Source organism: Streptomyces sp. NPDC047042, assembly GCF_040644035.1.
GTDB lineage: Bacteria > Actinomycetota > Actinomycetes > Streptomycetales > Streptomycetaceae > Streptomyces.
This window is the reverse complement of sequence record NZ_JBEYVP010000003.1, coordinates 215,470-240,175: the sequence shown is the minus strand read 5'-3', so window position 1 is coordinate 240,175 and position 24,706 is coordinate 215,470. Positions and strand designations below refer to the sequence as shown.

The 24,706-nt window shown below is 70.2% G+C and carries 21 protein-coding genes; 12 read left to right on the top strand and 9 right to left on the bottom strand.

The genetic code is table 11. The features are described 5' to 3' along the window. Positions 1 to 8 precede the first annotated feature (8 nt). Positions 9 to 674 carry a pirin family protein gene (locus ABZ855_RS04705; RefSeq protein ID WP_360801151.1) on the bottom strand — a complete coding sequence of 222 codons (666 nt, stop codon included), beginning with the start codon at positions 672 to 674 and terminating at the stop codon, positions 9 to 11. Between the two features lie 60 nt (positions 675 to 734). Here ABZ855_RS04705 and ABZ855_RS04700 point away from each other — a divergent pair, with 60 nt between their 5' ends. From ABZ855_RS04700 to fabF, 5 genes are all read left to right on the top strand, one after another. After that, positions 735 to 1,940: a helix-turn-helix domain-containing protein gene (locus ABZ855_RS04700; RefSeq protein ID WP_360800836.1), complete on the top strand. Its 1,206-nt coding sequence runs from the start codon at positions 735 to 737 to the stop codon at positions 1,938 to 1,940. Positions 1,941 to 2,029: 89 nt separating this feature from the next. Continuing rightward, a complete protein-coding gene (locus ABZ855_RS04695) occupies positions 2,030 to 2,986 on the top strand; it encodes an ACP S-malonyltransferase (protein ID WP_360800833.1) in 957 nt (318 codons plus the stop codon). A 15-nt stretch (positions 2,987 to 3,001) separates the two neighbouring features. Next, positions 3,002 to 3,997: a ketoacyl-ACP synthase III gene (locus ABZ855_RS04690; protein ID WP_360800830.1), complete on the top strand. Its 996-nt coding sequence runs from the start codon at positions 3,002 to 3,004 to the stop codon at positions 3,995 to 3,997. Positions 3,998 to 4,079: 82 nt separating this feature from the next. Next, positions 4,080 to 4,328: an acyl carrier protein gene (locus ABZ855_RS04685; protein ID WP_053744781.1), complete on the top strand. Its 249-nt coding sequence runs from the start codon at positions 4,080 to 4,082 to the stop codon at positions 4,326 to 4,328. 112 nt (positions 4,329 to 4,440) lie between these two features. Then, on the top strand, positions 4,441 to 5,712 hold the full coding sequence (gene fabF, locus ABZ855_RS04680; protein ID WP_360800826.1) for a beta-ketoacyl-ACP synthase II: 1,272 nt from the start codon (positions 4,441 to 4,443) through the stop codon (positions 5,710 to 5,712). A gap of 140 nt (positions 5,713 to 5,852) precedes the next feature. Here fabF and ABZ855_RS04675 read toward each other — a convergent pair whose 3' ends face one another. Beyond that, positions 5,853 to 6,347 carry a DUF3145 domain-containing protein gene (locus ABZ855_RS04675; protein WP_006374635.1) on the bottom strand — a complete coding sequence of 165 codons (495 nt, stop codon included), beginning with the start codon at positions 6,345 to 6,347 and terminating at the stop codon, positions 5,853 to 5,855. Positions 6,348 to 6,618: 271 nt separating this feature from the next. Between ABZ855_RS04675 and ABZ855_RS04670 the strand changes: the two genes are divergently transcribed. Beyond that, positions 6,619 to 7,521, top strand: coding sequence for an SGNH/GDSL hydrolase family protein (locus ABZ855_RS04670; protein WP_360800822.1), 903 nt, complete (start codon positions 6,619 to 6,621; stop codon positions 7,519 to 7,521). A 10-nt stretch (positions 7,522 to 7,531) separates the two neighbouring features. Continuing rightward, positions 7,532 to 8,518, top strand: coding sequence for an aldose epimerase family protein (locus tag ABZ855_RS04665; RefSeq protein WP_360800819.1), 987 nt, complete (start codon positions 7,532 to 7,534; stop codon positions 8,516 to 8,518). A 104-nt stretch (positions 8,519 to 8,622) separates the two neighbouring features. Here the strand turns inward: ABZ855_RS04665 and ABZ855_RS04660 are convergent, their stop codons facing one another. After that, positions 8,623 to 11,103, bottom strand: coding sequence for a glycoside hydrolase family 3 C-terminal domain-containing protein (locus ABZ855_RS04660; protein ID WP_360800816.1), 2,481 nt, complete (start codon positions 11,101 to 11,103; stop codon positions 8,623 to 8,625). Positions 11,104 to 11,202: 99 nt separating this feature from the next. Here ABZ855_RS04660 and ABZ855_RS04655 point away from each other — a divergent pair, with 99 nt between their 5' ends. Both ABZ855_RS04655 and ABZ855_RS04650 read left to right on the top strand, forming a co-directional pair. Beyond that, the gene (locus ABZ855_RS04655; RefSeq protein WP_360801148.1) at positions 11,203 to 11,811 is read left to right on the top strand and encodes a TetR family transcriptional regulator; all 609 of its coding nucleotides are present in this window, start codon (positions 11,203 to 11,205) and stop codon (positions 11,809 to 11,811) included. Positions 11,812 to 11,908: 97 nt separating this feature from the next. Further along, entirely contained in the window at positions 11,909 to 13,222 is a 1,314-nt protein-coding gene (locus ABZ855_RS04650; RefSeq protein WP_360800813.1) for a pyroglutamyl peptidase, read from the top strand. Here ABZ855_RS04650 and ABZ855_RS04645 read toward each other — a convergent pair. Next, entirely contained in the window at positions 13,192 to 13,974 is a 783-nt protein-coding gene (locus tag ABZ855_RS04645) for an EI24 domain-containing protein (RefSeq protein ID WP_360800810.1), read from the bottom strand. The two genes, ABZ855_RS04650 and ABZ855_RS04645, sit on opposite strands and share 31 nt — an antisense overlap. A 170-nt stretch (positions 13,975 to 14,144) precedes the next feature. Here ABZ855_RS04645 and ABZ855_RS04640 point away from each other — a divergent pair, with 170 nt between their 5' ends. Beyond that, on the top strand, positions 14,145 to 16,730 hold the full coding sequence (locus ABZ855_RS04640; RefSeq protein ID WP_360800807.1) for a M14 family zinc carboxypeptidase: 2,586 nt from the start codon (positions 14,145 to 14,147) through the stop codon (positions 16,728 to 16,730). Further along, entirely contained in the window at positions 16,727 to 17,941 is a 1,215-nt protein-coding gene (locus tag ABZ855_RS04635) for a serine hydrolase domain-containing protein (protein ID WP_360800804.1), read from the top strand. The genes ABZ855_RS04640 and ABZ855_RS04635 overlap by 4 nt, the downstream gene beginning before the upstream one ends. Positions 17,942 to 18,027: 86 nt before the next feature. Here ABZ855_RS04635 and ABZ855_RS04630 read toward each other — a convergent pair whose 3' ends face one another. Beyond that, on the bottom strand, positions 18,028 to 19,050 hold the full coding sequence (locus ABZ855_RS04630) for an NADP-dependent oxidoreductase (protein WP_360800801.1): 1,023 nt from the start codon (positions 19,048 to 19,050) through the stop codon (positions 18,028 to 18,030). Between the two features lie 148 nt (positions 19,051 to 19,198). Between ABZ855_RS04630 and ABZ855_RS04625 the strand changes: the two genes are divergently transcribed. After that, positions 19,199 to 19,633: a MarR family transcriptional regulator gene (locus ABZ855_RS04625; protein WP_360800798.1), complete on the top strand. Its 435-nt coding sequence runs from the start codon at positions 19,199 to 19,201 to the stop codon at positions 19,631 to 19,633. 32 nt (positions 19,634 to 19,665) lie between these two features. Here the strand turns inward: ABZ855_RS04625 and ABZ855_RS04620 are convergent, their stop codons facing one another. The 4 genes from ABZ855_RS04620 to ABZ855_RS04605 all read right to left on the bottom strand — a co-directional run bounded on the left by ABZ855_RS04620 (position 19,666) and on the right by ABZ855_RS04605 (position 24,657). Further along, positions 19,666 to 20,757: a hypothetical protein gene (locus ABZ855_RS04620; protein ID WP_360800795.1), complete on the bottom strand. Its 1,092-nt coding sequence runs from the start codon at positions 20,755 to 20,757 to the stop codon at positions 19,666 to 19,668. Between the two features lie 206 nt (positions 20,758 to 20,963). Then, on the bottom strand, positions 20,964 to 21,989 hold the full coding sequence (gene yjfF / locus ABZ855_RS04615; protein WP_319205090.1) for a galactofuranose ABC transporter, permease protein YjfF: 1,026 nt from the start codon (positions 21,987 to 21,989) through the stop codon (positions 20,964 to 20,966). Beyond that, positions 21,989 to 23,122, bottom strand: a complete 1,134-nt coding sequence (locus ABZ855_RS04610) for an ABC transporter permease (protein WP_360800790.1) — start codon at positions 23,120 to 23,122, stop codon at positions 21,989 to 21,991. Before ABZ855_RS04610 ends, yjfF begins: the two co-directional genes overlap by 1 nt. Then, the gene (locus ABZ855_RS04605; protein WP_360800787.1) at positions 23,119 to 24,657 is read right to left on the bottom strand and encodes a sugar ABC transporter ATP-binding protein; all 1,539 of its coding nucleotides are present in this window, start codon (positions 24,655 to 24,657) and stop codon (positions 23,119 to 23,121) included. Before ABZ855_RS04605 ends, ABZ855_RS04610 begins: the two co-directional genes overlap by 4 nt. Positions 24,658 to 24,706: the final 49 nt, after the last annotated feature.

Here is a 24,706-nt window from a genome sequence, read left to right as displayed (position 1 = left end):
CCTTGTCCTCAAACGCCGGACGGGCTAGAAAATTCCCATAGCAGCAGCTCTGTTGCCGTTACCCCGGTCGCCTCCATGTTCGTTGGTGCCGTGATGCGGGCCGCATCTCCCGGGAACAGTTTTTCGGGGCCCAGGCGGAGCTCGCCGCGTACGACATGGACGTATACGAAGGGGGCGTCCGGTAGGGCCGTGCGTTCGCCTGCCTGTAGGCGGCGTACGTGCAGGAGGGTGGCTGCCTCGGGGATCGCGTACGGGGTCGCGTCGGCGATTCCTCGGACCGTTTCGTAGGACGGGGTGCCGCCGAGGGTGAGGGGGGCCAGCCAGGTCTGGATGAAGGTCAGGGGGGTTGCACCCTCGTTGCGTTCCACGTGGCGTACTCCCGCCGCCGCGCTCAGGCGTTGCACGTCCCCGGGGTGCACCACCGTCTCGTGGCCCGTCGAGTCGCGGTGGGTGAGCTCCCCCTCCGTCACCCAGGTCACGATCTCGGTGTGGCTGTGCGGGTGTTCGTCGAAGCCGGCGCCGGGCTCGAGGCGTTCCTCGTTGCAGGCGATCATCGCGCCGAAGCGCAGGTTGTCCGGGTCGTAGTGGGGGCCGAAGGAGAAGGCGTGCCAGGATTCGATACCGGCTGCCGGGTCGCCCCCTGGATAGCGCTCGTCCGCGCGCCGTACGTCCATCACTCCCCCACCGTAGACCCGGCGCCGCACGCTCCCGTCCCGATAAGGCAGTCTTGTTCCGTGCCCGAACCCGAATCCCACCGCCCCGCACCCACCGCACGTCCCGAGCATCCGCACCCGGGGACCCTGAAGCGGCTGGAGAAGTCGTCCGGGAGTCTCGCCGCGCAGGCGATCACGCGCATGGACGAGACGCTGTCGTGGTACCGGGCGATGCCCCCGGAGAACCGTTCCTGGATCGGGCTGGTCGCCCAGGCCGGTATCGCCGCCTTCACCGAGTGGTTTCGGCATCCGGATGCTCCGCAGGCCATTTCCACCGACGTGTTCGGTACCGCTCCTCGTGAGCTGACCCGGGCGATCACCCTGCGCCAGACCGTCGAGATGGTCCGTACGACCATCGAGGTCATGGAGAGCGCCATCGACGAGGTGGCCGCTCCCGGTGACGAGTCCATGCTGCGTGAGGCGCTGCTCGTCTACGCCCGTGAGATCGCCTTCGCCACCGCGCAGGTGTACGCCCAGGCCGCCGAGGCACGGGGTGCCTGGGACGCCCGGCTGGAGTCGCTCGTCGTCAACGCCGTGTTGAGCGGTGAGGCCGACGAGGGGGCTGTCTCGCGGGCCGCCGCGCTTGGCTGGAACTCGCCCGAGCATGTGTGTGTCCTGCTGGGTACCGCGCCCGACGGTGACAGTGAGTTGACCGTCGAGGCGATCCGGCGGGCCGCTCGGCACGCCAAGTTGCAGGTGCTGACCGGGGTGCTGGGTGATCGGCTCGTCGTCATCGCGGGCGGCAACGACAACCCGATCGCCGTCGCCAAGGCGCTGATCGGGCCTTATGCCGCCGGGCCCGTCGTCGCGGGGCCGATCGTGCCCGATCTGCTCGCCGCCACCCGGTCCGCGCAGGCCGCCGCCGCCGGGCTGAAGGCCTGTTCTGCCTGGCAGGACGCACCGCGGCCGGTGCTGGCCGACGATCTCCTGCCGGAACGCGCGATCGCCGGTGACCCGGGGGCGCGCGACCAGTTGGTGGAGGAGATCTACAGACCGCTGGAGGAGGCGGGGTCCGCGCTTCTGGAGACCCTCGCCGTCTATCTCGAACAGGCGAGCAGTCTGGAGGGCGCGGCACGCATGCTCTTCGTTCACCCGAACACCGTGCGCTACCGGCTTCGACGTGTGACTGACGTCACCGGATGGTCACCTTCAGATGTACGATCCGCATTCACACTGCGGATCGCGTTGATCCTGGGGCGCCTGGCCGATGGGGATCATCAGCCCTAGGGTTTTGTCGGGGGTCTACAAAACCCCCTGCTGTTCTTCGTCCTTGTCCCCACGGGCGGCCGTGCCCGTACCCAAGAGAGAGTGTGAGAGTGCTCGTACTCGTCGCTCCCGGCCAAGGCGCCCAGACGCCCGGCTTCCTGACTCCATGGCTCGAACTGCCCGGTGCCGCCGAGCGCGTCGCCGCGTGGTCCGACGCCATCGGGCTCGACCTCGTCCATTACGGCACCGAGGCCGACGCCGACGCGATCCGTGACACAGCTGTCGCCCAGCCGCTGCTCGTCGCGGCCGGGATACTGTCCGCCTCGGCACTCGGTGCCATGGGCGGAGACCTCGTACCCGGCGCCGTCGCGGGTCACAGCGTCGGTGAGATCACCGCCGCCGCCTTCGCGGGCGTACTCGACGACTTGGCCGCCCTGACCCTCGTACGCAAGCGCGGTCTGGCCATGGCCGAGGCCGCCGCCGTCACGAAGACCGGTATGGCGGCGCTCCTCGGTGGTGACCCCGAGGTGAGCGTGGCGCATCTGGAGAAGCTCGGGCTGACCCCGGCGAACATGAACGGTGCCGGGCAGATCGTCGCCGCGGGTACGGCCGAGCAGATCGAGGCCCTGGTCGAGGACGCGCCCGAAGGGGTGCGCAAGGTCGTCAAGCTGCAGGTGGCCGGCGCCTTCCACACCCACCACATGGCGCCGGCCGTGGACAGCCTCGCCGCAGCCGCCGCTTCGCTGACGCCCGGCGACCCGAAGGTCACGTACGTCTCGAACAAGGACGGCCAGACGGTCGCGGACGGCTCCGAGGTGCTCGCCCGGCTGGTCGGGCAGGTCGCCAACCCGGTGCGCTGGGACCTGTGCATGGAGACGTTCAAGACGCTGGGAGTGACCGCGTTCATCGAGGTGTGCCCGGGTGGCACCCTCACCGGTCTGGCCAAGCGCGCCCTGCCCGGCGTGAAGGCGCTGGCCCTGAAGACACCCGCCGACCTCGACGCCGCTCGTGAGCTCGTCGCCGCGTCGTCGACCTCGACCGCTGCCGCCGACGCGGCGGGCGCCTGAAAGGAGCCCCGAGCAATGTCGAAGATCAAGCCCAGTAAGGGTGCCCCGTACGCGCGCATCCTGGGCGTGGGCGGATACCGGCCGGTCAGGGTCGTGCCGAACGAGGTGATCCTGGAGACGATCGACTCGTCCGACGAGTGGATCCGGTCCCGCTCCGGCATCGAGACCCGGCACTGGGCCTCCGACGAGGAGACGGTCGCCGCGATGTCCGTCGAGGCGTCCGGCAAGGCGATCGCGGACGCGGGGATCACCGCCGAGCAGATCGGCGGCGTGGTCGTCGCCACCGTCTCGCACTTCAAGCAGACCCCGGCCGTGGCCACCGAGATCGCCGACAAGCTCGGCACCGCCAAGGCCGCCGCGTTCGACATCTCGGCCGGCTGCGCGGGCTTCGGCTACGGTCTGACCCTGGCCAAGGGCATGATCGTCGACGGTTCGGCGGAGTACGTCCTTGTCATTGGCGTCGAGCGGTTGTCCGACCTGACCGACCTGGAGGACCGGGCGACCGCCTTCCTCTTCGGTGACGGCGCGGGCGCGGTGGTCGTGGGCCCCTCCGAGGAACCGCACATCGGTCCGACGGTATGGGGGTCCGAGGGCGACAAGTCGGACACCATCAAGCAGACCGTACCGTGGAACGAGTACGACAGTTCCGGCAAGTTTCCTGCGATCACGCAGGAGGGCCAGGCGGTGTTCCGCTGGGCCGTGTTCGAGATGGCGAAGGTCGCCCAGCAGGCGCTGGACGCGGCCGGGATCACCCCGGACGACCTGGACGTCTTCATCCCCCACCAGGCCAACGAGCGGATCATCGACTCGATGGTGAAGACACTGAAACTGCCGGAGCACGTAACGGTCGCACGCGACGTGCGCACCACCGGCAACACGTCGGCAGCCTCGATCCCGCTCGCGATGGAGCGGCTCCTGGCGACCGGCGAGGCGAAGAGCGGCGACACCGCGCTCGTCATCGGCTTCGGGGCGGGTCTCGTGTACGCCGCGACGGTCGTTACCCTCCCCTAGGCACCCGTACCGGATCTTCGGAACCGGAACGGGGACAACTGCCAACCCTCTCTGGATAGATACACAAGAAGGAGCGCCTGCCATGGCCGCCACTCAGGAAGAGATCGTCGCCGGTCTCGCCGACATCGTCAACGAGATCGCCGGCATCCCGGTTGAGGACGTCCAGCTGGACAAGTCCTTCACCGACGACCTGGACGTCGACTCGCTGTCCATGGTCGAGGTCGTCGTCGCCGCCGAAGAGCGCTTCGACGTCAAGATCCCCGACGAGGACGTCAAGAACCTCAAGACGGTCGGCGACGCCACCGAGTACATCCTCAAGAACCAGGACTGATCGCGGGGACCGGCCCCCGGGCCGGTCCCTCAGCCCCGCCACCCGGCGGTGGCGCCGTTCTCCCCGCCTGTGCGGGGGTTGTCCTCCCGTATCCGTTGGAGAAGGAATTCCCGTGAGCCCGACCAATCGCACCGTGGTCGTCACCGGTATCGGCGCAACCACACCGCTGGGTGGTGACGCGGCCTCTACCTGGGAGGGTCTGGTCGCCGGCAAGTCCGGTGTCCGTGCCCTGGAGCAGGAGTGGGCGGCCGAGCAGGCCGTTCGCATCGCCGCGCAGATCGCCGTCGAACCGTCCGAGATCATCCCCCGCCCGCAGGCCCGCCGACTGGACAGGTCGGCGCAGTTCGCGCTGATCGCCGCCAAGGAGGCGTGGGCCGACGCGGGCTTCACCGACCGGGCGGGCGAGGGCGACAACGACGCCGTCGACCCCGACCGGCTCGGCGCCGTCATCGCCTCCGGCATCGGCGGAGTCACGACACTGCTCGACCAGTACGACGTGATGAAGGAGAAGGGCGTACGCCGCGTCTCCCCGCACACCGTCCCGATGCTGATGCCCAACAGCCCCTCCGCCAACGTGGGCCTGCTCGTCGGCGCCCGCGCCGGTGTGCACACCCCGGTCTCCGCCTGCGCGTCGGGCGCCGAGGCCATCGGCTACGCCATCGAGATGATCCGTACCGGCCGCGCCGACGTCGTCATCGCGGGTGGCACGGAGGCGGCGATCCATCCGCTGCCCATCGCCGCGTTCGGCAACATGATGGCGATGTCCAAGAACAACGAGAACCCGCAGGCGGCGTCCCGTCCCTACGACACGGGCCGCGACGGCTTCGTGATGGGTGAGGGTTCCGGTGTGGTCGTCCTGGAGTCCGCCGAGCACGCGGCGGCGCGCGGTGCGCGGGTCTACGCGGAGGCGGTCGGCCAGGGCATCTCGGCCGACGCCCACGACATCGTGCAGCCGGAGCCGGAGGGGCGCGGGATCTCCGCGGCACTGCGGAGCCTGTTGGCCGCGACCGACCTCGACCCGGCGGAGATCGTGCATGTGAACGCGCACGCGACGTCGACGCCCGCGGGTGATGTGGCCGAGCTGAAGGCGCTGCGGAATGTGTTCGGCGAGGATGTCGACCACATGGCTGTGTCCGCGACCAAGTCCATGACCGGGCATCTGCTCGGGGGGGCCGGTGGGGTGGAGACGGTCGCGACCGTGCTGGCGCTTTATCACCGGGTGGCTCCGCCGACGATCAATGTCGACGAGCTCGATCCTGAGGCTGACGCGGACATTGTTCGTGGGGAGGCTCGGAAGTTGCCTGTTGATGGGCGGATCGCCGCGCTCAACGACTCGTTCGGGTTTGGTGGGCACAACGTGGTGCTGGCGTTCAGGTCGGTTTGATTTCTGCCGTGAACGGTGTGTGGCCCGGACTCCTTGTTTGGAGTTCGGGCCACTCGTTGTTGTTCGTCGGGTGCCGGCCGGTGGGGGCTTGTCGCGCAGTTCCCCGCGCCCCTAAAAGCCAAAGCCCCCCTGGACGCCTGCTATACGACCTGGTGGAGCCATCTCACCGGGGCGCCTTCCCCCGCGTACCTGAAAGGCTCTAGTTCGTCGTCCCAAGGTTTGCCCAGAAGTTTGGCCAACTCGGCCTCCAGGTCCGTCTCTCCTCGCTGGGAGCGGGTGAGGGCGGCGCGGAGGCGGTCCTCGGGGATGAGGATGTCGCCGTGGATGCCGGTGACCGCGTGGTAGATGCCGAGGTCGGGGGTGCAGCTGTAGCGCTCGCCCTCGGCGGTGGCGCAGGGTTCCGCGGTGACCTCGAAGCGCAGCAACTGCCAGCCGCGCAGGGCCGACGCGAGCTTGGAGGCGGTGCCGACCTGGCCCTTCCAGGAGAACTCGGAGCGCCAGGTGCCCGGTGCGGCGGGCTGGCGGATCCAGTCGAGGCTGACGCGCGTGCCGAGGACTCCGGCGACGGCCCACTCGACGTGCGGGCACAGCGCGCGCGGCGCGGAGTGCACGTACAGAACTCCACGTGTCGTCACTGCAACCTCCGGACAGAGCGGGACATCTTGCGAACTGGCTGAGCGGCGGTGGCGGACAGCCCCGTTGATGGCGAGGCTACCGTGCGGCGGCGCAAGGAGTGTGACGTACCGTCGGTCCCGATGCCATGAAACGCCCGCCATTCACCCAGGGGGACGCTTGTACGGGTGTGCGACGTTGCAGTGTGTGGGGCATTAGTTGTTTTCGGTTCGGGAACTTTCGTGCGTTGTTATGTGCGAGGGCCATTGGACGCCGACCGAGGGGACCCGAAGGATGCGGAAACGAAGTCACCGTTCGCGGACCGTCGCCGCCGTGGTGTCGGCTGCCCTGCTGGGTGTCGCCGGGTGCGACGCGGCCGGTGGCGCGTCTCCGGCGCCGGACGGTACGCGGGCGAAGGCGAAGCCGTCGGCTCCCCCGGCGCCCGTCTGGGACACCAGCCCCGCATCCATGGTCGCCGTGGGCGACTCCATCACCCGCGGTTTCGACGCCTGCTCGGTGCTGTCCGACTGCCCCGAGGTGTCCTGGGCGACCGGCAGCGACAAGGAGGTCAACAGTCTGGCCTTACGGCTGCTGGGGACGACCGGGGCCGCCCGGCGGAGCTGGAACTACGCCGTCAGCGGCTCCCGGATGGCCGATCTGCCCGCCCAGATGACGAAGGCCGCCGCCCGTAGGCCCGCGCTGGTGACGGTGATGGCGGGCGCCAACGACGCGTGCCGGCCGTCGGTCGCGGAGATGACGTCGGTGGCGGACTTCCGGTCGTCGTTCGAGAGGTCGCTGCGCACCCTGCGTACGGCGTCGCCCAGGAGCCAGGTGTACGTGACGAGCGTGCCAGATCTGAAGCGGCTCTGGTCGCAGGGGCGGACCAATGTGATGGGCAAGGCGGTGTGGAAGCTGGGGATCTGTCAGTCGATGCTGGCCGATCCGGACGCGGTCGACTCGGCGGCGACCGCGCGGCGCGACGAGGTGCAGGGGCGGGTGGAGGCGTACAACTCGGTGCTGAAGGAGGTGTGCGCCACCGACCGGCTGTGCCGGTTCGACGGGGGCGCGGTCTTCGACTACGACTTCGGGACGCGGCAGTTGAGCCCCTGGGACTGGTTCCATCCGAGCCGGAACGGGCAGGCGCAGCTGGCGGAGATCGCCTACCGCGGTATCACCGGCCGGAAAGCCGTGACCTAGGGTTTTCCGCATGGCCCACAGAAACGAACTCTTCGGCACACTTTCCGACGGCACCGCCGTGCATCGATGGACGCTGGAGCGGGCCGGCGTCCGGGTTCGGGTGCTGACGTACGGCGGGATCGTGCAGTCGGTCGAGGTGCCGGACCGGGACCGGCGGCTCGTGGACGTCGTGCTGGGGTTCGCGGACCTGGCCGGTTATCTGGCGCACCCGGAGCCGTACTTCGGGGCGCTGGTGGGCCGGTACGCGAACCGCATCGCCGGCGCCTCCTTCCCGCTGGACGGGCGGACGTACGAACTGGCGCCGAACAACGCGCCCAACTCCCTGCACGGCGGCACCCACGGTTTCGACAAGCGGGTGTGGGACGCGGAGCCCGTCGAGCACGGGGTGCGGCTGTCCCGGGTCAGTCCGGACGGCGAGGAGGGGTTCCCGGGGCGGCTGGCGGTCTCGGCGACGTACACGCTGGACGCGGACGGGGCGCTGCGGATCGCGTACGAGGCGGTCACGGACGCGCCGACGGTGATCAACCTGACGAACCACACGTACTGGAACCTGTCCGGTCCGGCCTCCGGCAGTACGGCCGGGCACATCCTGCGTGTCGACGCCTCGCGGTACACCCCGGTGGACGCGGACCTCATCCCGACGGGCGTCGAGCCGGTGGCCGGCTCCCGGTTCGACTTCCGTGCGGAACGGAAGGTGGGCGACCTGTACGACCACAACTTCGTGCTCGACAAAGGGCGGACGGCGGACGCGGTGGAGGTCGCCGAGTTGTACGACCCGGCGTCGGGGCGGGTCGTGACCGTGGCGACGACCGAACCCGGCCTGCAGCTCTACACCGCCGACCACTTGGGCGAGCCGTTCGGGCCCGGACACGGTGTCGCCCTGGAGACACAGCACTTTCCCGACTCCCCGAACCGGCCCGAGTTCCCCAGCACGGAACTGCGGCCGGGTGACACGTTCCGCTCGGAGACGGTGTTCGGGTTCGGCGTGCGGGACTGAGCCGGGACCGGGTTCGGTGTCCGGGGTCCGTGCGGAGCTGACGAACCCCGGCCCGGGGGTCAGGTCCCGGGCCGGGGCCGGCTGGTGGGGCGGACTGCCCTCGGTCAGACCGTAATGGGCGCGGTGAGCCTGCGGTCGGCGATCGAGCGGCCCACCTGGATTTCGTACGAACCCTTCACAAGGGTCCACGAGCCCGCGGACTCGTCCCAGATCTCGAAGGCGCGGCGCGGGAGTTCGAGGACCAGTTCGGCTGTCTCGCCCGGCCCGGCCTCGACTCCGGCGAAGGCGGCCAGCCAGCGGGCGGGGCGGTCGGGGGCCGGGGACTGGCGGGAGGTCGGCGCGAGGTATGCCTGGACGACCTCGCGGCCGGGGCGCGTGCCCGTGTTGGTGACCCGGACGGTGAGGGTCACGCCGTCCGCCGGGCTGCCCTCCGCCTGGACCGTCTCGTACGTCCAGTCGGTGTAGCCGAGGCCGTGGCCGAAGGGGTACGAGGGGGTCCTGCCCTCCTTCTCCCAGGCCCGGTAGCCGATGAACACGCCCTCGGCGTACGGGAGTTCGCCGTCGGCGGGGGTCACCTGGGTGACCGGGGCGTCGGTGAGGGTGCCCCAGGTGGTGGGGAGCCGGCCGCCGGGTTCCCGTGCGCCGGTGAGGACGTCGGCCAGGGCCGCGCCGCCCTCCTGGCCGGGGAACCAGGTCAGCAGCACGGCGGCGACCTCGTCGCGCCAGGGCAGTTCCACCGGGGAGCCGGCGTTGACGACCACGACGGTGTTCGGGTTGGCGGCGGCGACCGCGCGGACCAGGTCGTCCTGGTTCCCGGGGAGTCGGAGGTCGGCGCGGTCGAAGCCCTCGGACTCGACGCGTTCGGTGGTGGCGACCACGACGACGGCGGTGTCTGCGGCGCGGGCGGCCTCGACGGCCTCGGCGATCAGCTCGTCGGGGTCGCGCTGCGGTTCCTGGTGGCACAGGCTGAAGCCGACGGCGGTCATCGGGGCGTCATCGGGGAAGTCGACGCCGTAGGTGAGGGACACCTCGACCGGTGTGTCCGCGGTGAGGGCGACCTCGGCGCGGGGTTCGGGGTCGCCGAAGAACGAGATGAAGGGGTCGTCGCTGTCGGTGGCCTGGACGTCGTCGTAGTACGTGGTGCCGTCGACGGTGAGGGTGAAGGCGCCGAGGCCCTTGATGCCGAAGGTGTGCCGGCCGGTGTCGCGCGGGGTGAAGGTGCCGGTGAGTTCGACCGTGTGGAGCCGGTCGTGGGTGACCCCGTCGGGGAGGTCCGAGCCCATCCAGTTGATCTGGCCGCTGGGCGCGGAGCCGGTGCCGATGACCGTGCCGGTGGCGTCGCGGCAGACGGCCCGCAGGACGAACCCCTTGTCGGCGATGGCGAGTTCGGTGTTGGGGTCGGCGCCCACGGTGTAGATGACGGCGCCTTCGGGGAGGGCGGCGGTGAGGCCGTCAAGCGGAGAGACGACACGGGCCGGGAAGACGGTGGCGGAGCCGCCGCCGAGGACGCGGGCGTCGCGGGCGGCGGCGCCGATGAGGGCGACCGTACGGCCTTCGGGCAGTGGGAGGGCGCCCTCGTTGCGGACCAGGACGAAGGAGCGGTGGGCGATCTCGCGGGCCAGGGCCTCGCCGTCGACCGGGGCGGGCAGGTCGGCGGGGGCGACCGCGGGTTCGGCGCCCGCCAGGATGCCGACGCGGGCGGCGAGGCGCAGGACGTTGCGCACGGCGCCGTCGAGGGTGGCCTCGGGGACGAGTCCGTCCCGTACAGCCTGGGCGAGGGGGGCGCCGTAGACCGTGCGGGGGCCGGGCATGGCGACGTCGAGGCCGCCGGTGATGGCGCCAATGGTGGAGCGGGCGGCCATCCAGTCGGAGACGTTGTAGCCGTCGAAGCCCCATTCGCCGCGCAGGATCTCGTTGACCAGGTAGCGGTGCTCGCTCATCGTCGTGCCGTTGACCGTGTTGTAGGCGGTCATGATGCCCCAGGGGTGGGCGTTCTCGACGATGGCCTCGAAGGGCGCCAGGTACAGCTCGCGCAGGGCGCGTTCGGAGACCAGGTTGTTCACGGTGAAGCGGTCGGTCTCGGCGTCGTTGGCCACGAAGTGCTTGACGGTGGTGCCGACGCCCCCGGACTGGACGCCGCCCACATAGCCGGTGCCGATCCGGCCGGTGAGGTACGGGTCCTCGCTGTACGCCTCGAAGTGCCGGCCGCCGAGCGGGGAGCGGTGCAGGTTGACGGTCGGCGCGAGGAGTACGTGGACGCCCTTGCGGCGGGCTTCCTGGGCGAGCAACTCACCTGCCCTGCGGGCGAGTTCGGGGTCCCAGGTGGCGGCGAGAGCGGTCGGGGAGGGCAGCGCGACGGAGGGGTCGTCGGCGGTCCAGCGGGTGCCGCGGACACCGATCGGGCCGTCGGACATGACCAGGGACGGCAGTCCGATCTCGGGCAGCTCGGGCAGCGACCACATGTCCTGCCCGCCCAGCATCCGGGCCTTGGCGTCCAGATCGAGCTTGGCGAGAGCCGCCTCGACGGCCGCCTCACGGGCCTTGTCCGCCGATGTCGGTCCGCTGTCCGGGATTCTGGCCGCCATGGTGCCTCCTCGCTGAGTCCGGGTGTCCCCCACATCCTGCACGCGTTACCTGTAGATCGGTAGGTTTCGTTACATTGCCGTTATTCGAGGGGAGGGTGCATACCGTACGGTGACGGCATGGCGACCAGAGCGAGGACCGAGGAGCGGCGCGCCGCGATCGTCCGGGCCGCCCTGGACGTGATCGCCGAGCGCGGGTACCGGGGCACGAGCCTGGCCGCGGTCGCGGAGCGGGTCGGGCTGACCCAGCAGGGGCTGTTGCACCACTTCCCCACGAAGGACGCGCTGCTGGTCGCGGTGCTCAGGGAGCGGGACCAGTGGGACGCGATGCCGGACACCCGGTGGCGGGTCGATCTGCTGGCCGCGCTCGTCGAGTACAACGCCATGCGGCCCGGGATCATCCAGACCTTCTCGGCGCTGCTCGGCGAGAGCGTCACCGAGGGGCATCCGGCGCGTGATTTCTTCACCGGGCGGTACACCGACGTCCGTACGACCATGGCGGCGGCCCTGCGGACCGAGTACGGCGACCGGCTCCCGAGCGGTCTCACCCCCGAACGGGCCGCTCCCCTGGTCGTGGCGGTGATGGACGGGCTCCAGTACCAGTGGCTGCTGGATCCCGAGGCGGTGGACATGCCGGCCGCGTTCCGGGACTTCCTCACGCTGCTGGGCGGCGAGGACGGCTCCGGGAGCGGCTCGGGCGGTATGGCGTAGACCACTTCCGGCACGCGATACTGCCGCCGTCGACAGCAGCCCCACGGCTTGCTCGCCAAAGCTTGCTCCCCCACGGCGACGGAAGGTCTGAACTCCCTTGAGTCATCTGAGCTGTTCACGTGCACGGATCGGAGCCGGTGCACTCGGGCTGGCGTTGCTGGCCGCGTTGGCGGCTCCCGCCACCGCCTCGGCCGCCGGCACCCCGGCCGCGTCCGCGCCCACCGTCGAGGAGCAGCGGCTCGACAGGGCGGCGCCGCAGGAGATCCTCCGGCGGTCCGGATTCGACGCGGTGGCGCCGGAGTTCGCGCGGGCACTCGGCAAGGCGCGCTCGTACGCGCGGGCCCGCGCGGTCGTCGTGGGCCAGGGGGCCGCGCTGTGGCAGCGGGCCGTCGACCGGGCGCAGGGGCGCGGGCCCGCCGGGGGTGATCTGAGCCGGGACGACGACCGGCCGCTGTACTGGGCGCGGTTGGGGATGACCCGTGAACTGCGGGGGTGGGAGCCGTCGTTCGGGGTGAGCGACGTACAACGTGCGGCGCTGCTGGGTGAGTTGGAGCGGAACTCGCGGGGGCAGACGGCGATCCGGTATCCCTGCGGTGGCGGTGGGGCGTTGAAGCGGGTGCTCGTCACCGGGTTCGATCCGTTCACGCTGGACCGGGACGTCCGGATCTCCAATCCGTCCGGGGCCACCGCGCTCACCCTCGACGGCACGGTGATCCAGACGGCAGAGGGACCGGCCAGGGTCGAGACCGCCGTTTTCCCGGTGCGCTGGCAGGACTTCACGGAAGGGACGGTGGAGCGGACGCTGCGTCCGGTGCTGCCGAAGGTCGATCTCTTCGCCACCGTCAGTCAGGGGCGGGTCGGGCGGTTCGACATGGAGCGGACCAACGGGGCCTGGCGGGGCGGCTTCGCGGACAACGAGAACATCGGCGTGACCGGGACGATCCCGGTGACCGACCCGGCCTCGCAGCCGCAGTGGACGTCAACGACCCTGCCGTACAAGGCGATTGTCGCCGCGAACACCGGACGTTTCCCCGTGTACGACAACAGGGCAGTGACCGAGATACCGGCGGGAGGCACCACTCCCGTCGTACGGGCGGACGGGCCCACCGCCGGGTCGACCGCGCGGGCCGGGGGCGGCGGGGACTACCTCTCCAACGAGATCGCCTACCGGGCCACCCTGCTGCGCGACCGGCTCGGGCTGGGCGACACGCTCCCCGGCGGGCATGTGCACACGCCTGTACTGCAGTTCGGGACGGGCAACACCGACCCGGCTACCGGGGCCGTGACCGACCCCGAGTTCGTGCGGAACCGGCTGGACATCATCGCGCAGGTGCGGTCGATCCTGACCGTGGCGGTGGACGCGTCCAGTGACTCCTCCGGTCAGGTGAGTGCTTCCTCCGCCGGCTCCTGACCGACGGTCTCCTCGCCGAGCAGGTCGCGGGCCATCATCGTGGCGCCCGCGACCGCGCCCGGCATCAGGAAGACGGCCACGAACGGCACCAGGAAGGCCAGCCCCAGCGGCGTACCGAAGCCCCACACGAGCAGCTTGCGGGAGCGCAACAGGGCGAGCCGCTCCCGGAGTTCGACCCGGCGCCGCTGCAGGGCGACTCCGGTCAGCTCCTCGGTGAGGAAGAAGCCGGTGACGACGAAACCGATCACGGGGACGACGGTCTGCCCGACGAACGGGACGAAGCCGGCGGCGAAGAGGAGCAGCGCCCAGCACAGGGCCCGTACGAGGACCCGGATGCTGTCGCGGGCCGAGATCCACAGCTCCTTGTGCAGCGGCAGGCCCGACTCGGGGGCCGTGCCGTCGGGGGACACGTCCCGGTCGACCTTCTCGGAGAGGTTCTCGTAGAAGGGCTGGCCGATGAGAAGGGTCATCGCGGTGAAGGTGAGCACCGACAGCAGCAGGGCCAGGGCGAAGAGGAGGGCGGTGAGGAAGCCGCGGAAGAGGCCGAGCCAAGGGCTCGACCAGTCGTCGGCGAAGGGCGTGGCCCAGGTGGTGAGGTCGGTGCCGTAGAGGGCGAGGGCCGTGAGGGCGGCGAGGTAGAGGACGAGGGTGATGAGGCCGGGGAGCAGCCCGAAGCCGTACTGCTTGCCGTGTCGTGCGACCCAGCGCTGGCCCTTCAGGAGGTAGCGGAAACCTGTCGCGAGATCGCTCATGGGGGAACTCTATCGGGCCTCTTCCGGACGCCTCCGCGTGCGCCATCCGGGGCATGCCTGGCGCCGAGACCCTCTTGTTGGCGTTGAGTCGAGAAGGTACATCTCGCCGTACCGAACTCAGGAAAGCCCAGGAAGCAAAGGACGTACAGGAAGCAATGGAAGAGGTACGCGTGCGTCGCACAAGACCCGTTCCACCGAGCCCTGTTCTGCTCGCGGTCCTCGCCGTCACCACGGCGGGCTCGCTCCTGCTCACCCCCCACACCGCCACCGCCGACCGCAAGCCCGTGACCCGTGAGGGGGTGGAGGGCGCGAAGTCGGAGGACGCGCCTCCCGCCGGTGCCGCCGTCCGTGCCCTCGCCGCGCCTGTTACCGGCCTCGTCGACACCGGGCGCGGCTACCCCCGCGAACAGGTCCTCTCCGCCGACCCGCTGAACCCGGCCGACAAGTCCATCAAGCTGGGCCTGACCCCGTACCACGCCATCGCCCCGAAGCTGAACGCCCTGCAGCAGCTGGGCGACCGGGTGAGTGTCGAGGTCGTGGGCCGGTCGGCGGGCGGGCATCGGCTCTATCTCGTGACGGTGACCGCGCCGGAGAGCGTGGCCGAGGCGCGTGCCCAGGAGCGGATGCGTCAGCAGATCGAGAACGCGCCCGCGCTCGCCGCCAACAGCCAGGCGATCAAGCGGAGTTACAAGGCTCCCGTCTTCGTCAACAACAACATCCACGGCAACGAGTGGGAGGGCACCGACGCCTCGCTGAGGATCGTCGAGCGGCTCGCGACCGCCACCGACACAAGGACGCGGGACCTGCTCGCGCACAGCCGCCTCTACTTCAACATCACCGCCAACCCGGACGGCCGGATCGCCGGCACCCGTGCGAACGCCAACGGCTTCGATCTGAACCGGGACTTCGTCACCTCCTCGCAGCCCGAGGGGCGGGCGATGCGGCAGATCGAGATCGACAAGCAGCCGACCGTCATGCTCGACCTGCACGGCTACGTCAACGGCACCCTGATCGAGCCCACCACTCCTCCGCACGGCGAGAACTACGAGTACGACCTCTTCCTGAAGAACACCTACGCCAACGCGCTGGGCATGGAGGCCGCCGTCAACGGCCTCGGCTACACGCCCGCGAAGGACGGTGTCGAGGCCGCGCAGATCCCGTTCCGTGACCAGGAGGAGGGCTGGGACGACTGGCCGCCCATCTTCACCCCGCAGTACGCGGCCTTCCACGGCACGGTCGCCGCGCACACCGTCGAGATCCCGCTGACGGTCAACAACCGCGCCTACGACACGCTTTCGGTGGAGGAGTTGCGGCGCCGCAGCGCGATCAACGTCGCCGTGGCCGGCGCGGCCATCGACGCGACCCTCGACTTCGTCCGGGGTCACCGGACCTCGCTGGTCGCCGACCAGATCGAGGTCTTCCGGCGCGGTGCCTCGGGGGCCGCCCAGGTGCCGGTGTCTGCGGCGACCGTCCCCGGGGTTCCGGGGATCGGGCCCGAGGACGTCTACACGGCCGACTTCCCGCGTGCGTACGTCATTCCGGCGGGCGCATCGGCCCAGCGTTCCGCGCCCGCCGCCGCCCGGCTGGTCGACCAGCTGCTCGCCAACGACGTGCGGGTCACCCGGGCGAGCCATGCCTTCCGGCTCGGTGGACGGACGTACGCGAAGGGTTCGTACGTCGTCGACATGCGCCAGCCGAAGCGCGGCCTCGCGAATGTGCTGCTCGCCGACGGGCGTGACATCAGCGGCAAGGTGTCGGTGATGTACGACATCTCGGGCTGGAGTCTGGGCCGGTTGTGGGGCGCGACGGTTCAACCGGTGGGCAGGGGCAGTCTGTTGGGGCTTCCGCTGCGGGCTGTGTCCGCTGCCACCCGGGTCGGGCATGTCGCTCCGCACGGCGCGCTGCGACTGCGGCTGGACGACCCTCGCGAGGTGGCCGCCCTCAACTCCCTGCTGCGGGACGGGGTTTCGGTACGGCGGGCGGCGGACGGCAGCGCGATCGTCCCGGCGTCGGCGCGCCCGAAGGCGGTCGCGGCGGCCCGGACGTACGACGTGGCCTTCGACGAGACGAAGGCGACCGGTACGGCGGACCTGCGGCGCACGCGGGTCGCGGCGGCCGTCACACCCGGGGAGCTGTTCGCGCTGCGGGAGATGAACTTCGAGGTGACGCCGGTGTCGACGGCCGTCCTCAACGCCGGTTTCGACTGGTCGGGGGTGGAGGTGCTGTTCGTGTCGCAGGGTGTGGCGTACGAGGGTCTGAACCCCGCCGCCCGTACGGCACTTGACGCCTTCCTCGGCTCCCGGGGGCTGTTGGTCGGCCGGGGCGCCGCCGGGGCCGCGTTGAACTCCGCAGCCGGGCTGCCGGCGGCCAAGGCGGTCGAGGGCAACGGGGACGCCAACGGCGTTGTGCGGGTGGTGAATTCGGGCCGCAGTCTCATCACCGGCGGGGCGCCGGAGCACGGGTTCGTGTACGCGCCCGTCTGGTTCACGGACCTGGGGCCCGGTGTGCGGGTCGACCAGTCGTACGGGAGCGGGAACCCTCTGGTCTCCGGGCACTGGCGGTCGTTGTCGGACGGTTCGGGTGGGCCGGCGGCAGCGGCTGGGCGGGCGTCGGTGGTCAGCGGGCCGCACGCGGTGCTGTTCGGTACCGAGCCGTTGTTCCGGGATCACCCCAAGGGGGAGTTCGCGCAGGTGGCACGTGCTTTGCTGACTGTGCCGACCACGACAACCGGTATGTCGAGCAGGGAGAACGGATGACGCAGGAGACCACCGAGGCACCCGAGGGACGCCTCGTCCGGGGCACGGTCGCCGAGGGCTTCGAAGCGGTGCGGGAGGAGTTCGCCTCCTTCGTCGCCGGTGAACTGCCGGACTACGAGGGGCAGTTGTGCGCGTACGTGCACGGCAGGCGGGTCGTCGATCTGTGGGCGGGCCCGGACAGCGGATCGGACGGGGAGTCGGCCACCGAGTCGGGCTTCGGGCCGGACAGCCTCTACGGCGTGTACTCCTCCACCAAGGGCGCCGCCCATCTCGTCGTCGCTCTGCTGGTCCAAGAGGGCACCCTCGAGCTGGACCGCAAAGTCACCTATTACTGGCCGGAGTTCGCCGCCGAGGGCAAGGCCACGCTGACCCTGCGCGACCTGATCGCCCATCGGGCCGGTCTGGTCGGCAGCGACGCCGGTTTCACTTTGGAGGAGCTGGCCTGCGACCGGCTGATCGCCGAACGCCTCGCGGACCAGCGCCCGTTCTGGCGCCCCGGCACCGCCTTCGGCTACCACGCCCTGGTGATCGGCGCGTTGACCGGCGAGATCGTACGGCGTGCCACGGGCCGTACGCTCCAGGAGGTGCACGAGGAGCGGGTGCGCGCCCCGTACGGCCTCGACTTCCATCTGGGTCTGCCGGAGGAGCTGGAGCCGCGCTTCCGTAGCGTCCAGCCGATGCGGCCGACGCCGGAGCAGCGGGAGTTGCTCGACGCGGTTCCCTCGGGACCGCACACGCTCGCGGCGATCGCCTTCAACCGCAACGGGGTCGAGCCCACCGACATGGAGTCGCTGCCCAACCATCGGGTGGTGCGTGCCAAGGGGCCGGCCTCGGTCGGCGGGGTGGCGTCGGCACGTGGGCTGGCGGGGCTCTACGCGGCGGCGATCAGCGAGGTCGGTGAGCACGCGCCGCTGCTGAAGCCGGACACGGTCGCGGAGTTCGGCCAGTTCCACTCGGTGGGCTACGACCTGGTGGCGCGGGGCCACAAGTCGTTCGGCCTGGGCTTCCAGAAGACGGCGGACGTGGCCTATCCGTTCCTGGGGGCCAACAGCATCGGTCACAGCGGCGCGGGCGGCTCCCAGGCCTTCGCCGACCCGCACAGCGGGCTGGCCTACGGGTACACCCGCCGCAGGTTCGCCTTCCCGGGCGGGGCGGCGCCGGAGAACGAGCGGTTGGTGCGGGCCGTGCACGAGGCGGCACTTCGGGTCTGATCGCGCGCCCTCGTCATGACGGCGACGGCCGCACCCCATGTCCAGGGGTGCGGCCGTTGCTTGTCGGCTCAGACGGCTCAAGCGGTTCAGAACTTGACGATCATCTTGCCGGTGTTGTCGCCGCGCAGTACCCCGAGGAACGCCTCGAGGTTGTTCTCGATGCCCTCGACGACCGTCTCGCGGTACTTGAGTTCGCCGGAGCGGACCCAGGCGCCGACCTCACCCACGAACTGCGACTGGAGGTCGTAGTGGTCGGCCACCAGGAGCCCCTCCATGCGGCCACGGGTGGCGATGAGGCGGGCGAGGTTCTTCGGGCCGGGGGCGGGCTCCGTGTCGTTGTAGACGGAGATCATGCCGCAGATGGCGATCCGGCCGCCGTGCCTGAGGGAGCCGATGGCCGCCTCCAGGTGGTCGCCGCCCACGTTGTCGAAGTACACGTCGATGCCGTCGGGGGCGGCCTCGCGCAGCTGCGAACTCACCGGCCCGTCCTTGTAGTTGAAGGCGGCGTCGAAGCCGTACTCGTCCACCAGGAGCTTGACCTTCTCGTCGGAGCCGGCCGAGCCGATGACCCGGGAGGCGCCCTTGAGCTTGGCGATCTGCCCGACCTGGCCGCCCACCGCGCCGGCCGCGCCGGACACGAACACCACGTCGCCCTCCTTGAAGGAGGCGGTGCGCAGGAGGCCCGCGTAGGCGGTGAGGCCGGTCATGCCGAGAACACCGAGGTACGTGGAGAGCGGCGCGGCCTCGGGGTCGACCTTGACGGCGTCCTTGGCGTTCACGGCGGCGTACTCGCGCCAGCCGAGGAAGTGCAGCACGTGGTCGCCGACGGAGATGCCCTCGGCGTTGGAGGCGACGACCTCGCCGACGGCCCCGCCCTGCATGGCCTTGCCCAGCTCGAAGGGGGCGGTGTACGACTTGGCGTCGCTCATCCGGCCGCGCATGTACGGGTCCACGGAGACGTACAGGTTGCGCACCAGCACCTGGCCCTCACGGGGCTGCGGGACCGCGGCCTCGACCAGGGCGAAGTCCTCGGGCTTGGGCCAGCCGACCGGACGGCTGAGCAGGTGCCATTCGCGGCTGACGGTGGGGAGCGTGGGGGTGTCGGACATGACGGCGCCTTCCGGTGCGGCTCGGATCAGAAGCTCAGATGCTCGGATGCAGGTACTCGGATACTCAGATGCTCAGATGCTTCAGTACGTGAAACAATAATGCTCCTGAATATTTCAGGGTGTCAAGTAAAGGGGTAGCCTGGAGAGCATGGCCACACCAGAGAAGACCCGCCGCGACCCCCTGACCCTGGAGGTCATCGACCTCATCGGCGCCGTCGTGGCCCGCTATCACGAGGAGTACGAGCAGGCGGCCACCCAGCACTCCCTCACCGGAGCGCAGGCCCGTCTGCTGAGTCTGCTCACGCTGGGGCCCCTGCCCATGCGGCAACTGGCGCGGAAGCTGAGATGCGAGCCGTCGAACGTCACCGGGATCGTGGACCGGCTGGAGTCGCGGGACCTGGTCGAGCGCCGCCCCGACCCCTCGGACCGCCGGGTGAAGGTGGCCGCCTGCACGGACGAGGGGCGCCGGGTCGCCGGGAGTCTGCGCGACTCGCTCGACTTCGCCCGGGAGCCGCTGGCAGGGCTGTCGGAGGAGGAACGGGAGCTGCTGCGGGGGCTGTTGACGCGGATGGTGGAGGCGTAGCCGCCCCTCTCCCTGGAGCCCCGCCGGTAACCCTAGGTGCACCACCAGAGGAACTGCTTGCAGGTCTCCGAAGGGGACGGCTGCGGGGTCGGGTCCGTTGCCGTCGGGTCCGGGGACGGGGTTGTCGCGTCGGTCGGGGTCGGTGAGGGGTTCCCCCTCGTCGGCATCGGTGCCGTGCCGACCGCTCCCGACTGGGCGGATGTGCTGCGGCTCGGCGAGTCCGAGGGCGACGGTGATCCCGAGCTTTCCGATGCCGACGGGGACGGGGACGACGACGCGTCGGGAGATGCCGGGTCCGACGGGTCGTCGTCCTTCGAGGGCGACTCGTCGGACAGGGGTTCCGCCGTTTCGTCGCCGGACTTGGTCGTCGCCGCGCCGTCGGGCTTGGCGCCGTCCGCCACCGCGGCCTCCGGGTTCGATCCCGGGGCGTCCTTGCCCAGCTCGGCGAGGCTCAGTCCACCCGCCGCGAGCACGAACCCCGCGACGACGAGCAAGGCCCGCTTGCGTCGCCGCCGGTGCGCAGCGGCCTTGCGGTCACGCCGACTGCCGTTGCCCCGCCCGGCGTCGCCCTCGACTTCGGAATCGAGCAAGCCCTCGACTTCGGGCGCACCCTCGGACCTGTGGGCTTCCTCGGACTCGGGCGCGTCCTTGTATCCGCCGGCGGGCTTGGCTTCGTACTCGGCCGCGGCCTCGTATCCGTCCCCGGGCCCGTATGCGTACCCGGCCGTGGCTTCGTATCCGTCCCCGGCCCTGGCCTCGTACCCGGCCGTGGCCACGGCTCCGTACTCGGCCGTGGCTTCATACTCGTCCCCGGCCCCGCGCTCGGCGGCAGCCGCCTCGCGACCTCGACCACGCCCCGCCTTGCGGGTCGCCGCCCGGCCGGGACGTACCGCCTCGTAGTCGTCCCCGGGCTCCTGCTCGTCAGGGTTGGCGGCCTCCGCGGCAGCCGTCGCCCGCACGGGACCTGCTGCCTCGTCGGCGGCGCCGGCCGGGGTCTCCGACTCCGGGTCCGGGTGGGCCTCGGTCTCCTCCGTGCATGTGTGGAGGGGGGCTATCGATGAGCCGCACCCCGGGCAGGCAAGTGCGCCGTTGAGGTGCCGTTGGCACTGGTGGCAGTAGTCCATGACGCGGGAAGAATAGGTTCCGCGTCCGGGGTGTGGTGAAGGGTCCCGTGAAGGTTCCGTGCACAACTGGCGTTTCGGGTTTGGCCGGTCGGGGTCAAGCCGGACCATTCCGCACCATCTTCTGACACACGCCGACGCGGTCCGTCGCACGGCATACGTGCGACGGACCGCGTCGAGTGGGAGAGCCTGGCCTGCGGCTCGGACGCTCAGGTCTGTTTGCGGGCCGTCATGGCGCGCTGGATCAGGATGAACGCGCAGAGCAGCACGCCCGTCGCGATCTTCGTCCACCAGGAGCTGAGCGTCCCCTCGAACTGGATGATGCTCTTGATGAGGCCCAGGACCAGGACGCCGAAGAGCGTGCCCACCACATAGCCCGAGCCACCCGTCAGCAGGGTGCCGCCGATGACGACCGCGGCGATGGCGTCGAGCTCCATGCCGGTCGCGTGCAGCGGGTCGCCCGACTGGATGTACAGGGTGAAGAGAAGGCCTGCCAGGGCCGAGCAGAAGCCGCTCACCGTGTACACCGCGATCTTCGTGCCGCCCTGCGGGAGGCCCATCAGCATGGCGGACTGCTCGTTGCCGCCGACGGCGTACACGCGCCGCCCGAAGCGGGTGTAGTGCAGGACGTAGAAGGCGATGGCCAGGACCACCAGCGCGACGATCGCACCGATGGAGAGGAAGCCGACCCCCAGCTGCGCCTGGGCCTGCGCCATGCTGCTGACCGAGGAGTCATCGATGGCGATCGACTCCTTGCTGATGACCAGGCACAGCCCCCGGAAGAGGAAGAGGCCGGCGAGGGTCACGATGAAGGGCTGGATCTCGTAGTTGTGGATCACATAGCCCATCAGGAAGCCGCCGAACGCTCCCACGCCCAGCGCGATGGGGATCACGACGATGATGGGCAGGCCCTGCTTCTCCACCAGCCATGCCGTGAGCATGGTCGTGAAGCCGATCACCGAGCCCACGGAGAGGTCGATGCCGCCGGAGAGGATGACGAAGGTGGCGCCCACGGCGGCGACCAGCAGGTAGCCGTTGTCGATGAACAGGTTGAGGAAGACCTGCGCCTCGCCGAAGCCGTAGTTCTGGTAGCGGCTCAGGCCCACGATGTACATCACGACGAAGAGCGTCGCGGTCACCACGACGGGCAGGCGCCGGTCACCGAGCAGCCGCGAGGCCGTGGACGGCGTACGGCGGCTGTCGGGGGCCGTGGGGGTCTTGGTGGCCGTGCTCATCACGACACCTCCATCTTGGGGGCTGCCGCGGTGGTCGAGGCCGTGTCCGTCGGGGTGGCGGCCGGGGTACCGCCGCCCTTCGCGCCGGAACCGGAGTTGAACCTGGCGCCGAAGACCTTGGCGCGGAACTTCGGGGACTGCAGCAGGCAGACGACGATGACGACGGCGGCCTTGAAGACCAGGTTGGTCTGGGTCGGGACACCGATGGTGTAGATCGTGGTGGTCAGGGTCTGGATGACGAGGGCGCCCACCACCGTGCCGCCGATGGAGAACCGGCCGCCCGTGAGTGACGTACCGCCGATGACGACGGCGAGGATCGCGTCGAGCTCGATCCACAGGCCGGCGTTGTTGCCGTCCGCCGCCGAGGTGTTGGAGCTGATCATGAGGCCCGCGACACCGGCGCACAGGGCGCAGAACACGTACACCATGATCTTGATGCGCATGGACCTGATGCCGACGAGGCGGCTGGCCTCGGCGTTGCCGCCGACCGACTCGACCAGCAGGCCCAGGGCCGTGCGGCGGGTCAGGGCGACCGTGACGGCCACGAGGGCGGCCACCACGAAGATGGAGAACGGCAGGGTCAGCCAGTAGCCGCCGCCGATCAGCTTGTACGGCTCGCTGTTGATCGTGATGATCTGGCCGTCGGTGATCAGCTGGGCCACGCCTCGGCCCGCGACCATGATGATGAGGGTCGCGATGATCGGCTGGATGCCCATCCGGGCCACCAGGAAGCCGTTCCACAGACCGCAGACCACCGCGGCCACCAGGCCGATGCCCATGGCCAGGAAGACTCCGGCCAGGGAGTCCTGGTCGGCCTGGTCGCTGATGTACGAGCAGGTCAGGGCGCCGGTGATGGCGACGACCGCGCCGACCGAGAGGTCGATGCCGCCGGTGGCGATGACGAGGGTCATGCCGACGGCCACCAGGATGAGCGGCGAGCCGAACAGCACGATCGAGACGAGGCTGCCGTAGAGGTGGCCGTCCGTCATCTTGATCGAGAAGAAGTCGGGGGTGAAGGGAACGTTGATCAGCAGCAGGACGACCAGGACGGCCACCGGCCAGAACAGGTTGTGCTGCGTCAGCGCCCGCAGGCGGGAAGCGGGGGCCGGAGTCGGGGTCGGAGTGGTGGTCACTGGTGCTCTCCGCTCGCGATGGTCTCCAGGATCCGGGTGGGGGTGATCTCGGGCCCGTTGGCGATCTGGGCGACCAGCTTGCGGTCGCGCAGCACGCCGATGGTGTGGCTGAGCCGGAGCACTTCCTCCAGTTCGGCCGCGATGTACAGCACGGACATGCCTTCCTCGGAGAGCGAGACCACGAGTTTCTGGATCTCCGCCTTCGCCCCGACGTCGATACCGCGCGTCGGCTCGTCCAGGATCAGCAGCTTCGGCTGGGTGATGAGCCAGCGGGCGAGCAGCACCTTCTGCTGGTTGCCGCCGCTGAGCTTGCCGACCCGGGCCTCCGGGTTGGCGGGGCGGATGTCCAGCGCCTTGATGTACTTGGCGACGAGTTCGTCACGCTGGGAGGCCGGGATGGGCCGGGTCCAGCCGCGGGCCGCCTGGAGGGCCAGGATGATGTTCTCCCGTACCGTCAGATCGGGTACCAGGCCCTCGGTCTTGCGGTTCTCCGAGCAGAAGGCGACACCGGCGCCGATGGCGTTGTTGGGGGCGCTCATCGAGACCTGCTTGCCGCTGACGGTGACCTTGCCGCTGTCGGGCTGGTCGGCGCCGAAGAGCAGCCGGGCGAGTTCGGTGCGGCCGGAGCCGAGCAGGCCGGCCAGGCCGAGGACCTCGCCCTTCTTGATCTGGAGGTCGAAGGGGGCGATACCGCCCGTGCGGCCGAGGCCGTCCGCCTCGAGCAGCGTCTCGCCGACCTCGGCGTGCAGCTGGTGCTCGTGGAGCCCCTCCAGCTCGTCCATCGCCTTGCCGATCATGAGCTGGATCAGGCCGACCTGGTCGAGTTCGCTGACCATGTGCTCGCCGACGAGGGTGCCGTTGCGCAGGATGGTCATGCGGTCGCAGATCTCGTAGATCTGGTCGAGGAAGTGCGAGACGAACAGGATCGCGACGCCTTCGTCCCTGAGCCGGCGCATCAGGCGGAACAGCTCGAGGACCTCGTCGCGGTCGAGGCTGGACGTCGGCTCGTCGAGGACCAGCACCTTGGTGCCGGCTCCGGCGCCGTCGCTGTCCCCGGTGCCCACCGCCCGTACGATCGCGACCAGTTGCTGCACGGCCAGCGGGTACGAGGACAGGGGCGCGGTGACGTCGAGGTCGAGGCCGAGCCGGTCGACCAGTTCGGCGGCGTCCTTGCGCATGCGCGTCCACTGGATGCGGCCGAAGCGGGTGGGTTCACGTCCGATGAAGATGTTCTCCGCCACCGACAGGTTGGGGCAGAGGTTCACCTCCTGGTAGACCGTGCTGATGCCGGCCTGCTGTGCCTGGAAGGGGCTGTCGATCTGGACGGTCTCCCCGTCGAGGGTGATCTTGCCCCCGTCCAGCGGGTAGACGCCGGTCAGCACCTTGATGAGGGTGGACTTTCCGGCTCCGTTCTCGCCCATCAGGGCGTGGATCTCGCCGGGGAAGAGCCGGAAGTCGACACCCGACAGAGCCCGTACCCCCGGAAACTCCTTGACTATGCCCGTCATCTCCAGGACGGGCCGCGGCTCTGCCATGGCAGCGCTCCTTGACTCTCGTTCAGGCCCACGGTTGGTTTGTTCGGGA